This window comes from Candidatus Nitrosocosmicus sp. T, from assembly GCF_054408485.1.
In genome coordinates, this window is the sequence record NZ_CP166992.1 from 420,140 (window position 1) to 434,520 (window position 14,381).

General features: G+C 30.9%; 11 protein-coding genes. 6 read left to right on the forward strand and 5 right to left on the reverse strand.

The window, feature by feature from the left end; translation table 11 throughout:
* The 4 genes from AB0A59_RS02165 to AB0A59_RS02180 form a co-directional block, all read right to left on the reverse strand.
* On the reverse strand, nt 1-1,197 hold the full coding sequence (locus tag AB0A59_RS02165) for an NAD(P)-binding domain-containing protein (protein ID WP_458746080.1): 1,197 nt from the start codon (nt 1,195-1,197) through the stop codon (nt 1-3).
* A gap of 316 nt (nt 1,198-1,513) precedes the next feature.
* Nucleotides 1,514-2,167 carry a calcium-binding protein gene (locus AB0A59_RS02170; RefSeq protein ID WP_458746081.1) on the reverse strand — a complete coding sequence of 218 codons (654 nt, stop codon included), beginning with the start codon at nt 2,165-2,167 and terminating at the stop codon, nt 1,514-1,516.
* Nucleotides 2,168-2,285: 118 nt separating this feature from the next.
* A complete protein-coding gene (locus AB0A59_RS02175; RefSeq protein WP_458746083.1) occupies nt 2,286-2,831 on the reverse strand; it encodes a calcium-binding protein in 546 nt (181 codons plus the stop codon).
* Nucleotides 2,832-3,352: 521 nt separating this feature from the next.
* Nucleotides 3,353-3,499, reverse strand: a complete 147-nt coding sequence (locus AB0A59_RS02180) for a hypothetical protein (protein ID WP_458746085.1) — start codon at nt 3,497-3,499, stop codon at nt 3,353-3,355.
* A 328-nt stretch (nt 3,500-3,827) separates the two neighbouring features.
* On the opposite strand from AB0A59_RS02180, the gene AB0A59_RS02185 reads away from it, so the two are divergent.
* From AB0A59_RS02185 to AB0A59_RS02210, 6 genes are all read left to right on the forward strand, one after another.
* Nucleotides 3,828-4,406: a MarR family winged helix-turn-helix transcriptional regulator gene (locus tag AB0A59_RS02185; RefSeq protein WP_458746087.1), complete on the forward strand. Its 579-nt coding sequence runs from the start codon at nt 3,828-3,830 to the stop codon at nt 4,404-4,406.
* Nucleotides 4,407-4,450: 44 nt separating this feature from the next.
* Nucleotides 4,451-6,085: an MFS transporter gene (locus AB0A59_RS02190; RefSeq protein ID WP_458746089.1), complete on the forward strand. Its 1,635-nt coding sequence runs from the start codon at nt 4,451-4,453 to the stop codon at nt 6,083-6,085.
* 1,242 nt (nt 6,086-7,327) lie between these two features.
* Nucleotides 7,328-8,002, forward strand: a complete 675-nt coding sequence (locus AB0A59_RS02195; RefSeq protein WP_458746091.1) for a hypothetical protein — start codon at nt 7,328-7,330, stop codon at nt 8,000-8,002.
* A 183-nt stretch (nt 8,003-8,185) separates the two neighbouring features.
* Nucleotides 8,186-8,401 (forward strand): DNA binding protein, encoded by a 216-nt coding sequence (locus AB0A59_RS02200; protein ID WP_458746093.1) that lies wholly within the window; start codon nt 8,186-8,188, stop codon nt 8,399-8,401.
* A gap of 1,501 nt (nt 8,402-9,902) precedes the next feature.
* A complete protein-coding gene (locus AB0A59_RS02205; protein WP_458746094.1) occupies nt 9,903-10,130 on the forward strand; it encodes a hypothetical protein in 228 nt (75 codons plus the stop codon).
* A 25-nt stretch (nt 10,131-10,155) separates the two neighbouring features.
* Nucleotides 10,156-11,868, forward strand: a complete 1,713-nt coding sequence (locus tag AB0A59_RS02210; protein ID WP_458746096.1) for a hypothetical protein — start codon at nt 10,156-10,158, stop codon at nt 11,866-11,868.
* Nucleotides 11,869-12,298: 430 nt separating this feature from the next.
* Here AB0A59_RS02210 and AB0A59_RS02215 read toward each other — a convergent pair whose 3' ends face one another.
* Nucleotides 12,299-14,377, reverse strand: a complete 2,079-nt coding sequence (locus AB0A59_RS02215) for a DNA polymerase domain-containing protein (RefSeq protein WP_458746097.1) — start codon at nt 14,375-14,377, stop codon at nt 12,299-12,301.
* Nucleotides 14,378-14,381: the final 4 nt, after the last annotated feature.

Below are 14,381 nucleotides of genomic sequence, written 5' to 3' on the forward strand. Positions count from 1 at the left end.
TTAACTCATTGTTTGATTTTGTTTGCTATGAAGATACTCTTTATAATCTTCATCAATTTCCATAGCTGCTTGTAAAATCTTGCTTTTTATTGTATTAGATGAATTAATAAACATCTTTGTATCCTTTGGAAGACAGTGACCTCCTATTCCATCTCTTGGTTCAAGTATGTCTACATTCCATTTGGTATTGAGAGATTCTCGTAGTTCTGAAAATCTTATTCCATTTGATTTGCAATAAAGGTAAAGCTCTTCTGCAAATGCTATTTGAAGATATCTGTGAGCATTCTCTACTATCTTTGTTAACTCGGCTACTTCGACAGAAGAGACTGGATGCATTGGTATACCCAAGCCTTGCTTTGGTTTAATTTCTTCATAGTAATCCTTGTGCTCTTTAACTGGCTCTGTACTGATTCGGTAATCCATTTTATCTATCAAGTTGATTTTATTTTCTGATGTTATTACGGTCGATAGCCGGTCCTTAACAGCAGTATCAGTAGTGGTGATACTAACCGCTGCAGTAGTATTGTCTATTACATTAGTGCCACCTATATGCTTCCTTGTCGTATCGCCATAAAAATCCAGTCCATGTTGCAAACAACAGTTGCTTACACCGCCAATAACACGCAATTGATTAACACCATGAATTTCTTCTTCTAATGCATACCATCTGTGAGGTGCATGTACTACATGAAGTCTATGATCTAATTTTTCAAAAACTTTTTTTGATGTACCTTTTGGTATTGTACTTTCAATTGAAATGAGTGCACTACTCTTTGCCTCTTTTGAGATCTTTTGAACAACTGACATTATACTATCTACTTGGGGTGAGAACATATCATCTGGTCTGTGTGTGGATACGCAGATTATAATTACATCAAAGTCACCAAAGTTTGTTGCTTGTTTTATTCCATAGTTGGCTTCAGCTGATTGCATGGTTTTTTGATTTATATCGTATCCATAGGTATCAAAACCATGTTCTTTAACATATTTTGCAACTGGAAGACCAAGCTGGCCTAGTCCTATGACTAGGACTTTCTGAAACACATTTTGAGATGCGTTATCATTCTTGGTTGTTCTAATCATGTCCCTCATCAAAAGAGTTTGAATAATGTAATGTTGAACATTATAATCATGTCCCTCATCAAAAGAGTTTGAACGATATGACAGATATCCAGATGATAAATTATCATATTTCATATAATAAATAAAAGGATATAAATCTAATATATTAAACTGACTGGTCGGGTTATATTTATGATCTCATTAACAAATGTATATTAAAAAGAAGATAATCAAGGAGGTTACTAAGCGACACCTTTTTTTATATTTTGTTTAGAGAAAAAACTAAACAAGTGAGGCGATATACAATCTAAACCTCAGCAAGATGGATTTGAGCTAGATCATGAAGGGGATGTATGCTAGAAATAAAACTATAACAGAAATTAGTCACGCTTTATCTTTTTGTTATACAAAAAAATTTAAAACAAAGGGAGAATGATAAGGTATTACAAAATTAATTTTGGATTTCTTCACAGTTTCCAGCATTGTCATCACCCTCGTCTATATTGAAATCAGTGATAACATCTATTCCCTCACCACAATCAAAGTAATCTGCTCCAGGTCCGCCAACTAAAATATCGTCACCTACATCTCCGTAAAGTTTGTCATTTCCTGCTTCTCCTACTAAATAATCATCATCTATACCACCGGCAAGCACGTCGTGTCCTTCATTTCCATTTAGTTGATCACTTCCAATTCCTCCTTGTAGAACGTCATTACCCTCTTCGCCTGATAACTGATCAGCACCTTCATTTCCTTGGATTTTATCATCTCCGGCCATTCCGTGAACATTATCTGAACCATCTAAGGCTACTATCAAATCGACTCCCTCTGTTCCTGTAATTCTATCATTACCAAAAGAAGCAGGCATAAAATTTACTCCACTAATTTCATTTCCTTCTTCGTCCTGTGGTATTGAAGAATTAGAAATAGGAGATGAAATGCTGGTATTTGACGACGAATTATTAAACGGCATTGATTGATTGCCGCCGGAATTAATTGCTGGTGAGCTAATTCTAGTAGTAGCGTAAATAGCCTCATAACCAATACTGTTAGAGAGTATAACAAAGGACAAAAATGAAAGCATTAGTAAAATTTTTAAAACCATACTTAAGAATCAACCTTCTCCTTAATAAAGGAAACTGACCGGTCGGACATGTATAAGAATACTAATACTACATTTATCCTCTGTAACATCAGTATCAATTACTCACTTTTAGATTATATTAAATATTAATTCTGATTTCCTCACAATTGTTTTGAGCCACATCTCCTTCATTTTTTCTAAAATCTACTATAACATCATATCCGCCACCACAATCAAAGTAATCTTTGCCCATTTCGCCCTCCAGTACATCATCACCTTCATCACCATACAGACGGTCATTACCTAAACCTCCATTCAAATAATCTCCTTCTGTTCCGGCAAAAATGACATCATCGCCTTCATCACCAAATATGACATCTGCTCCAGAATTGCCTTGCAAAATATCATTACCTCTATTTCCATACAAAAAATCATTATCCTGTCGTCCCATCAAAACGTCATCTGCATCTTTTCCTTTAATAGTATTAACAATACTATTTCCTATAATGACATCACTTTTATCAGTGCCCTTTGTGGTATTTGATTCACCTGGCTCGGGAACAATTTCAAGATTTTCTCTTGTGTCTTCTCCCATAACAAGCACTGAATTAGAATTAACAAAGAATAATATTATTAATCCAAATAAAGAATAATGCAGTATAGGACTTCTAAAAGTCTTCTTCATTTTTATGTTAAAAGTATTAAAATTCTATTTATACATTTGAAAGAAATGTTATGGTGTGATTTATGTATCTAATTATTTAATAAAATATACATAACTGCTAATAAAGGAAACTGACCGGTCGGACTATATAGAAAATTGTAATACTACATTATCATGGAGTAACATCCACATTTTTGAAATTCTTTTTAATTACATTCGCTTTTATTTTAAATTCTTAGAGCATAATTAATATAAATACGTCTAATAATTATAATCCGACAATAATTAAAGTTATGCTCAAACAGTGGCCTTTAAGAGTGTCGCGTTAGTCCCTTTTTTGAAATTATCATACGCCATCTTCAATTGTGGTATCATAAATCATGCAATATATTTACAATAAAATAAATTGCAATGCTTCAGCCATTAGTTAATTATTAGAAAATTGTATTTATACTCTGAAGCCATTTAATCCAACAAAGAGAATTGGATTGGTGTACTTCATAGTATCTATCGCCTTAGTTTGAGTGCCGCGAATAGAATGGTCAATTAAAAACCCATTTATCATTAGTGAGTGTTAAGAGTATTACACAATTTTCAGATTCTGAAGTATCACCTTCGTCAATTAGCTTTCCTTCTGTAATTTCTAATCGGACCTTCAGGCTTTTAATGCGGTCATTGAGGCTCATCATGCTGATGAAGTTTTTTGTCCTATGAACTACTTTTTTAAGGTCATCTTGTGTATTGGTTGATATATAGTGTTTAGTTTTCAATTTTTCTTACTTGAGATATATCATACCATATAATTGCAAAAATATTTTTTTATGAATGTGTGTCCATTCCTTAAATAAAAGTAAGAATATTGAGCGTATAAAAGAAGACCAAGAATTGTCATTTATAAACAATTCGGCTATGTTAGAAGATTAGTTCTATATGTAACATCTTACGTTCAAAGTGAGATAATCAATTGTATTTCGTATACAAATAATTTATATATTATTAATTGGCATATGAATTGTATTGAGTCAAAGTAAGGAGAAAATTGACTTTGAAAATTCCATTCTATTTATAATTAACAAGACTGCAAAAGCGCTAATTCATACAGTTGATCAAATGTTGCGTGCCAAAGTTGGCATAACATATGGTCAATGGAGGGTCATCACAGTTTTAGCTAAAAATGACAATGAGGATAAGCATCAAAACAAAGGTTTGACTCAGAAAGAGATTGCGTCCATGATAGGCATTGAGGATTCTACCATTATTCCGATTATTGATAAATTAGAAAAAAATGGACTGGTCCTTAGACAGTCAGATAGTTACGATAGACGCAATAACAGGATTTTGTTAACTGAGAAATCTAGTGAAGTGCTAGACGTGGTAATCAATTACGGAGAAAAAGTAAAAAACATTTTATTGATGAATATTTCTGATAACGAATTATCAATAACCAAAAATACATTAGAGAAAATGTGGAACAATATACAATCTAGAAGACAACAAGAATGTCATTCTGATATAGCATCAAAAGAGAATCCTAGTAACAAATCTAAATTAGAAGTAAATTGCTTTGAAGAAGGCACAAACAACTTAATACAGTAGATCTATTACCTTAAGAAATCTTTAGAATTATGTAGTTGATATATATGGTTTCGAATAAAATAAGTCCTAAAAATAATAGAAAAAATGAAATGAAAAAAAATCAATCTATTACTAACAATATTGCTTCCATACAACATCAAGAAAAAGTTCCTTTTTCGTCTTGGAAAGTCCTAGTCATACTAAGCTGTATTGCTACAATGGTTATGTACGCAGAAACAATGCTGATACCGGCAATCCCTACACTCGTTAATGATTTTCACATAAACTATGGATTATCGTCTTGGCTTTTGACAGCTTATCTTGTATCAGCAGCAGTCATGACTCCCATAGCAGGAAAGCTTTCCGATATTTATGGAAGAAAAAAGGTGTTGTTAATTATCATGGCAATATATTCTACAGGGATAGTTGTTGGAGCAATTTCAAATGATATTTATTTAATGATATTTGGAAGAGCAATACAAGGTATTGGAATGTCAATGTTTCCAATAGCGTTTGGTATGGTAAGGGATCAGTTTCCGCTTAATAAATTGTCAATAGCACAAGGATTGATTACATCCATGTTTGCAATAGGTGCGGTAATAGGTTTATCAGTTGGAGGTATCATTATCCAAAACTTTGGATGGCGGATGACATTCATAACGATAATTCCAATTTCGATAATACTTTTGGTAGTAATAAAGAAGTATATTAATGAAAGTACTTATTGTGGCTATGAAACTCAGAATTTGAAATCAGAAATCAAAATAGATAATAAACAAGGTGAAATAAAAACTAAACATCAGGATTTAAAAAGGTCAGAAAAAGTTAGTAAAAGTCAAATTGATATTAAGGGTTCGGTATTGCTTGCGATATTTATTACGTCGCTTCTCCTTGAAATAACGTTATTACAACCTGACTCCTATAAACACGATGTCTCTCCAAGCGGAGATGCTGCCTTAACTGTTTTACCTATTTTTGTAGTGTCCTTAGTATCGCTCATACTGTTTATACTAGTTGAAAGGCGCGCTATGCATCCACTTATGAACTTTAAAATATTTTTAGAATCCAAGATTTTGTTTTCTAGCATCATAATAATGATCGTAGGATTATCAATGTTTATGGTGTTTCAGACTATTCCAATCCTTGTACAAACTCCAAAACCAATTGGGTTTAGTGGAAATCCATCTGACACAGGACAAATTCAATTACCGTTTGCGATCGTACTATTAATATTTGGACCAACATCTGGACTAATCATATCTCGACTGGGTTCCTTGAAACCAACAATCTTAGGCTCTGTTTTGACAACCACCGGATTTACAATAATATTCTTATTACATTCATCTGAAATATTGATATCCGTTGGATTAGCGATCGTGTCAGCAGGCTTATCCTTAGCTGCAGTCGGCGCTATGAACATCATCCTTGTTGCTACACCTAGAGAATTTTCGGGAGTAACAATAGGAATGAGCAGTATGTTAAGGATAATAGGTAGCTCTATCGGTCCCGCCCTAGCTGCAATGCACATGCAAACAAATCAGTCAACGATCACTAACACAAATGGAATTACTCAAATGCTGCCATCATCTCTTTCCTTTGACCTTATTTTTCTTACAGCCGTGATACTGTCAAGCATTTCAATTTTGATATCACTGCTGCTCATGAAAAAAGCAAAATCTCAATCTGAAATTATTGCCTGAGCAACATTCCAAATGATAAAAGAGGTCAAATAAATAAAGAATATCTTTCTTCTAACTGTGGAGAGTCACACGTAATGTTCGGTTCGTCTATAAATCTAAAAAATATTTTATCTGTCATCAAACAGCAGAAGAAATCAGATATATTATCACAACATTGATTCTAAGTATAATATAGAGAGACTGTATCCTATGTAGGATTGATGTGTGATCTTTATAATGTTAGTATAAAGTGAAAATATACTATGAGTCACTATATGTATCTTATAATACACTAAAAATGTATTTTGCTTGACAAAAACTACAGTTTTTTTATGATCTCCAACTAAAATTTCTATGTTCAAATTTGAATTTTTCATTGATTTTAAATATGCTTCAATATAAAATATCTGAACAGGACAATCCAATTATGACTATTTTAAATATTTGCAATTCTAAAAATAAACAAAGTGCCTACTGAAGAATTAAGGAAAAAATTTACTAAATGGTTTAAAAAATACCAGCCTCAAGAATATTATTTCTTTAGTACGATAATTTCGGCCTTCACGATGGAGAATATGCCCAAATTTCACTAAATGTAAAAAAAAACAAGAAGAAGATAAATATCATTTAGCCGCAGATCCCTTTACAGCCATATTCCTCGGATCAGTATGTAAAACTATTATGGAAGAAATTACAAGCAATTTGGAAACAATAATTTCATATCGAGTTCAAAAGGAATTGGAGAATAACTTTGAAATCAAATGTATAAATTGTAATGCTCTGAATCTCAAAACAGCAGAATTTTGTAACCGATGTGGACAGAATCTTGAAAAAATAGCAAAGGAATTTAGAATTATCATCTCTTATCTCTGTATTGCCTGTTAGTAATAGGGGAAAGAAAATTAAATTAATAATGAGGCCAAGATTATAAATAAAAAGAGGAACAATCCATTAGATTTTATTGATGAATCTAGATTTAGTTCCTAAGTGTCATTATAATAAAGATTGGGATTTAGTTTTATATGACATCTAAATTTATGAGGAGGTATTAAATTTAATTATCCAGCCAAGATCCTCTGAAACCATTCTTTTTTAAGCATAAAAAAATAGAATTTATAATTACATTTTTTATTTATTATTATCTCCTATTTTAATAGATTTACGTTATTTCCAAGCGGTAACACTAAATTCATTCTGCTTGTAAAAGTCTGGAAGTAGATGAATCTATACATTTATACGATTAATTGCGATTTACATTTTAATATGTTTTCCTTTAAAACGGAACATGATGATTCTAATCTATCAGGTAAGATAAGAGAAGATATGAAAGACTATATCAATTTTATGTTTCCAGAAAAAAGTTTCAAAGAAAGGGAAAAACCAATTTTGTATTTGATTAAAAGTTGTGAGAATTACGATCTTAACGAAAGAGAATCGATTGAATCAATTAACAAGGTTTTAGGAGATAAGAGTATATCCAGAAGAACATACTACAACTATAAGAAAAAATTGTATGACAGTCAGACTTTTGGTTTACTAAAAAATAGTTGCTATAATACAATTGGTGTAAAGTTGTTCATATTAGATGACATTTTAAGTGATGGGGAACGTACGGAGAAAGCAGACAAGCTAATAGGTCAACAATTTCCAAAACGAAAACAAGTTCTTGAAGATGAAGGAAAACAAAAAGAGGAGTTAGACAGAATTATGAATAGAGCTCAATCGGATATAAGCAAATTCCAAGAAATGGAAACTAGACGATCACGTATGGATTCTACATTACCTTCAAATCATACAATAAGAGAAGAGTTTGTCAAGTGTGGAAAAGAATTTTGTTTGCAGTGTCCACATGGACCATATTACTATGCCTATTGGAAAGATTCAACTACCAAAAAATTAAAGAAAAAGTATCTAGGATCCATAGACCCAAGACAATGAACGATTTATTTAATTCATGATTTAGGTTAATTGATTGAATTAAGCGTAATATTTAGTCCTAATAGTAAAATTTTGCACTTTTCAAAATATCTTATGTAACTAATCCAATCATGCCATGATAATCTAATTTTATCTTCATCCTAATTCCAGAATATTTTTAAATATAAAGATCAAAGTATGAGTATGGGAGATGTTGAAAATTTTACAAATGCTCCTATTATAGGTAAGACTATTCAAGATATCAACGAGGCTAATTCTACAGCTTTGGTTATTCCTAAAGAATTTGTTAAAGAATTGCAAATTGAAAACTCCAAAGTGTCAATGTCCTTGATTAAGGATTTAGATGGAAATAAGCATCTGTTGGTTTCAAAAGCCTATATGGAGATTGTTTTAGATTAGAAGGTTGGTATTCGACAGCTATTCCGATTCCAACAGTTTTACTATGCCTAAGATGAATAATTCACTGACTTCATTTGAATTATGATATCCCTCTCCAGTCTAAAAAGTTCGAGTGTGTGACAATACTCACCATAGATATTGTTATCACAGGAACTAATTAATCACAAAAGGGAGAGAAACTATACTGAAAGGTTAAAGAAAAAGTATCCAGGCGCAATTTGCCCTATAATATACAAATAAATTACTTCAGTTAGTTTTGAAAAGTTTGACTATGATATTTTTAATGCCTTGATTGTTCAATGAGTCTGTGATTTTTGAAGATTCCTAAACCTTACCCTTTTCAAAATATCATATGTAACTATCCTCAACTTTCTTGATTTTATTCCAAAGTATTGCTATGTTTATAAACAATCAAATTATTTTATTATTCAGATGGAATACTAATACACTTTAACTTGCTTTTGACGTTATGTGTGTTATGCATGTTATGATATTACAGTAATCTGATAGAAAAGATCAATATTCTATTAGAATAATGAGCTAGTCAAATCCTTGATCAAAACCATTACAAAATTCTAATTTAGAATCTTATTACATGTAGATTAATTATCCTCTCAATCATAACATACATAACATGCATAATATCTTAAAATATATTTGTACATCACTTAGTTGACTTTCTTAAGCTAAACTGTTAATCGAGTAAATCTCATCTTTGCTTTTTTAGAAATGATCTACTTTGTTATAGACCTTCTCATTTGGTCTTTCTTATATCAAGTTTGATAATGCTCGACATATTTTATTATCGTTTTACAAATTGGACAATCGTTCTATTCAGAAGATAAAATAAAGTATAAGTATTTTTGCTTACAAATAACCAGAAATGAAACGCCCGCGCCTAATTGTATACCTGCTAACAGTTCTAAAGGATAATTGCCTCCAGTGGTTTTAACACTCCGAATTTATTTAGACCATTACAGGTAAAAAGTAAATTAACCCTAAGCAAAGTATCCTAAGAATATAGCCGGCCTAATTTATTAAATGTTGTTACAGGTAGTAAGGAGGCTCTGGGTGCAGTTTTGTTACTTTAAATATATGAATATAAGGAATAATAAAATTTTCTCCGTAGAGCTTTGTCATTGGAATTATGAGCAATTCAATTGAAAGAATACTTGAGGTTAAAGCGTTGAATAATATTTTATATTAATTAGACATGTAAGATAATAATCCGTCTTTACGTCAGGTTTGAAGAATGCAAATATTCAAGCCACCTAGTTTATAATTTTATTTATAGGACAGTGGTATTTAGAATTAATAATTAGTAGATAGAAGTTAATTTTGCTAACTAATGCTATTTAGTGAAGATTAAAGGAATATGATTAAAACAAAGTGATCTAATATCATACGGTATTTTGGTTTCCCATATATTGACAATATTTAACTCGAAAGTAATCAAAATTGACCATTAAGACTTATTAACATGTCCAAATACTCATATATAATGTTACGATCTGAAACTAAAGTTGTATTTTATACAGCAGATCAGGAACGTAACCTTTTTGTTAAGAATATAGAAAACGAAATTGAAAAACTAGAAGAGTTAAATGTAAGGTTTGTCGTGTTCAGAGATGGAAATTCAAACATTCCTAAAATGTTATTTAATGGCTATGTTACAATGGGTATGGAGAATATCAAGAATGAATTAATACAAATTACATCAAATCTTTAATAATATTATGCAAAAAACTCTGATATTGATTTTTAGTCCTCCTGATAAAAGAAAACACCTATCTTCTTTTTTTAAGAAACAAGGCGTTACTGTTTATGATATTGATGACAAAATAAAATCTTTACCACAAAATGCTAATCAAGGATTAAGAGATATAATAACCAAAAATTCAAGAACTACTTTACAATCATTTTGGAGAACAGCTGTGGATGAAGTGTTGATAACCATATCAAATTCATCTGCTCGTACAGCCGTTCTGCTCGGACATTTACTTTACTATAAGGATTTCACAAAGGAATTTTTTTCTATTTTTGATACAAGTTTCCTTATTCAAAAAGCTACTGAAAGAGAAATTTACACTGGTTATACAGTTTTGATTATTGATGACATTTATGATATATTTAATAGTCTTAAAAAGCCGGACGAACTGTTCGGAACTAGTGCATTCTATGACTTTCTTGATAATAATTTTGGTAGATCTATTTCTGAAAACAAACCTGATTATAAACCTCATATGAGTTGGATTCACTACTGCCTCAATTCAATCCTTAACTGGAGAATTCAGGAGATTACTCTAGGACAAAATATATCTAATCAAACAAATTCTAGGTTTATTTTATGGGGTCTTAAACAGAATCCTCATGTTTTGTTAAAACTTATCTCGCCTAGTCCTCAGCAGGAAATTCTTTATTTATCCCATCCAATTTCTGAACCAAGAAGAGAGTTTAAGGAAAAAGGGGATTGGCCGAATTTAGTAAAAATCCTAAATAATTTTCAACGCGAATTGTTGAAAAAGGATATTTTAATTCAAATGCCTACTTCAATTGACGAATACAGATTGGATAAAGATCATCATGGTAATTATACCACTTTTCTAACACCAAGGTGGCCATTAGAAGGTGAATCAAAAAAAATACTTATTGAGAATGATCTAATTGATGAGGATATAGATAAATTAAGTATTATCCATCCTGGGAAAATTGAAAATCAAAATGGATCATTCAAAATAATAACTTCAAATGAAAACCTTCAAGATAATTTGGCCCAAGAATACATGAACGGAGTGATTACAACCTTGGAAATGTGCATTAAAGAACAACTAGCGAATCGGGATCATTTATTGGTTTTATCTACAAATGGCATTATCGTAATTGATCCATATTCCATAAAGGAAAGAAAAATTCATCGAGGAGTTCAAAAAGAAATTGAGTATTTAAAACAAATTAATTCATCATTAACTTCGGAGAGAAGAAGAATTTGCGGAATATTTCTAGAATCAATGGCTATGGAATTGATCAATGATGATATATTTAAAAAAGAATATGTCTATGAATTAGCAACTATAATTTCTCAGGATCAGAAATTAAAGTTAAAGGATGTTTTAAATTCTTTGGACAGTAATGGACTTTTATCTTCTTCATCAGGTAGCATGGGTAAGCAGTTTATTCCAAATCATATTTTTACTAAAATAATAAATAACTTGAGAGTGTATCAGGAAAGAGCACTTGCAACAACTTTTATTTCGGTTACACTGGGGCTGGAAGAAAATGATCAAGAATTTGTTTTGATGAAATTTGTAGTTAATTTTGATATGGTTTCAAATACTGAGATAATTGAACAGATACAATCTTTTTTTAAATCAGGCAATATCGATATGGAATGGAAATACAAGTTGAAAAAATGGTTTAATTTAATTAACCTCAGTAAAAATTTAGACCGAAGTACATACATGCTATAAGTATAAAAAAACTCTTAACAAGTTATATGTATTCAATGATTTGAGTATTTGTTGGAAGATTTCTGTTTACGGTTATTCTTAGATACTCGTTTATAATTTTCAAAATCATTATTAATATTGTTTATTTGTATTGATATTATTGTAATAATAGAATTCAATGATAGCTGTCAAATTTTTAAGGCTTAACTTAATAATATCAAAATAAACTCATCGGTTAAACTAAACCTTGTTTTTAATTTGTAATTTCTATACGTATATTCTCAAGATGGAAAAGAATAGAAAATTTGTTAATATATATTTGCACTTTTGAAAATTTCTTATGTAACTAAATTCTTATTTCCAAATCCCTTTTTATTGGACAAAGTCGGGAACCGAAGATGAGAGTGGTTGTCAAAGATCATCGTGGGAGATCATAAAAGTTGTCTTCATATCACTTTTTTTTAATACTGACGTCTGCTATCTCTAGTGTATCTTTCAGTTTACCTAATAGTAATGACTCATATTTTTGGAAATTAATGTTGTTCATGTCAGGAATATTGGTTGAATATTTAGCACCAGTGTATTCATCTACTGAATTTGTTTCAAACCAATAGACTTCTTCACCTTGATCTTTACCCAATAATCTACCTAATCGTCCTGCTCTTACGCTTTGTTTATATTGTTCTGGATTATATTTTAGCTTCTGCGCAAATTTTAACTCTCTATCAATTCTTTCTGCTGATTTGCTAATTTCATTTTTCAGCTCAAGCATTGCGTCTCTAAGTAAATTTGGTATTGTTTCAAATCTTTTATCGGGTCTTTTAATGATTTCAGTTAGAATCTTGGAAAACCATCGTCTTACCCACAAAGGGTTTGATTTTGACAGGCCGTCTAACCCTTTTATAATGATATCTTCATTTTCTTTACCGGACCAACCTACGAATCTATTTTTCTTACCATTAATAATCGAATTTACAAACTTGTTTTTTATTTCAATAGTAATTCCAAGTTCTTTCTTACAACTGCTGATGAACTGGTGAATCTTTTCATCTTCGGTTTCTCCTATTCCTACCTTATTTACCCTTACAAATATCGAATCAGTAAATCCAAATACTATATCAAAATTAAATGGTGGTTGTTTTGCAATGGTTTCCATTTGAATGTGAATCCGCCTTGCTTCTCCAGTTATACATTCTGCTACCATATAGTTTGAAAACAGAAAGTATTTGGCTCCAAATAATCCATATCCAGCATTTGCAAATAGTTTTGCACCTAATTGATAAGTTTGAAATTCTTCTAAAAGCAAAGTATTTGGATTGGATTTGGATTTCTCTTTCTTTAGTAAATTCAAATACTTTTCACGTTCTGATAAAATGTTTAGTAGTATCAAAGGTAATGCTCCTTGTCTTTTTTTACATATCCAATAATTTGAGACCCTCCTGCTAAATTTTTTCTCCATCAGATATTCATTTATTAAATCAATGGTATTTTGGTTCAAATAGGCAGAATGATCATTTTTGCAACAATCGCAATTTAGTGTATCAAAGGACAGATTATTTTTAATGATAATAGAAGGATACATTCCTTTTACGTCTAATTCATAAACAACAGAATCATAAAAGAAACCTTTTTTTGGTATAGTATGATGTCCACCACCATATTCTTGCTTTTCTAACTTGTAGTTTGGAGTATGGTCAAGCGTAACGTCTCCTCTAGAAATCATCTTCTCATATTTATTCTCGTACCATTTGCTGACATCAGTATTACAGACTTTGAAATAATCCATTTCAGCATATTTTGAAAATTCTTTCATCAAACGCAGGACAAGACAGTTATTATATTGAGCAAGAAGCATTGCAAGTTCGGCATCTCTTTTCACATATTTTTTTTGTTCATCAATTGGTTTATCTAATATATTTACCGTCCCAGCATTAATGTTATCATATTTTGAAATTCCTAATAATGCAGAGCTTACATTTTCTAGACTAGGAGTTCCATATTTTCCTTCAAATACATTATCCTGTATTACATTTTTCTCAAATACTTTGATAAGATCAATGTGTTTATTTACTGATCCTTTTTTTAGAGCTATATAGTTCCTATTATATCCTATTTCAAATGGTGAATCCAAGTTATAATATAGGCATCTTTGATGTAGTATGAAAAAGTCTGAATCTCTACCTTTCAGTCTTTTTCCATTTTTAGCATCATAGATAGCTATTCCTGTAGTATACCAACCAAATGTTAATGGAAATTGGTTAAAGTAAGATAAAATATCCTTTATCAGTTCCTTTTCTGGATACGGACAATTAGGTGTCTCGTATTTAGAAATATGTAATACAATCCTTTCACCCCAATTGGTACAAAATGCTGCTGCAAATATCTTGGTTTTTGAATGTTGGTATTTACCTTTGTAAGGAACCCATTCTAAATCTAAACTTGCTGAGTTTATGACTTCGTTCCTATAACTTTTTATTTCATTAATTTCGTTAATTCGTGAATTAAGTTTATCAATTTCTAATAGTTTCATAAAT

What these genes read in the sequence shown, in the direction of transcription:
- AB0A59_RS02165 (WP_458746080.1), bottom strand. Translation starts at nt 1,197, where the DNA reads ATGAAATATGATAATTTATCATCTGGATATCTGTCATATCGTTCAAAC.
- AB0A59_RS02170 (WP_458746081.1), bottom strand. Translation starts at nt 2,167, where the DNA reads ATGGTTTTAAAAATTTTACTAATGCTTTCATTTTTGTCCTTTGTTATA.
- AB0A59_RS02175 (WP_458746083.1), bottom strand. Translation starts at nt 2,831, where the DNA reads ATGAAGAAGACTTTTAGAAGTCCTATACTGCATTATTCTTTATTTGGA.
- AB0A59_RS02180 (WP_458746085.1), bottom strand. Translation starts at nt 3,499, where the DNA reads ATGATGAGCCTCAATGACCGCATTAAAAGCCTGAAGGTCCGATTAGAA.
- AB0A59_RS02190 (WP_458746089.1), top strand. Translation starts at nt 4,451, where the DNA reads ATGGTTTCGAATAAAATAAGTCCTAAAAATAATAGAAAAAATGAAATG.
- AB0A59_RS02195 (WP_458746091.1), top strand. Translation starts at nt 7,328, where the DNA reads ATGTTTTCCTTTAAAACGGAACATGATGATTCTAATCTATCAGGTAAG.
- AB0A59_RS02200 (WP_458746093.1), top strand. Translation starts at nt 8,186, where the DNA reads ATGGGAGATGTTGAAAATTTTACAAATGCTCCTATTATAGGTAAGACT.
- AB0A59_RS02205 (WP_458746094.1), top strand. Translation starts at nt 9,903, where the DNA reads ATGTTACGATCTGAAACTAAAGTTGTATTTTATACAGCAGATCAGGAA.
- AB0A59_RS02215 (WP_458746097.1), bottom strand. Translation starts at nt 14,377, where the DNA reads ATGAAACTATTAGAAATTGATAAACTTAATTCACGAATTAACGAAATT.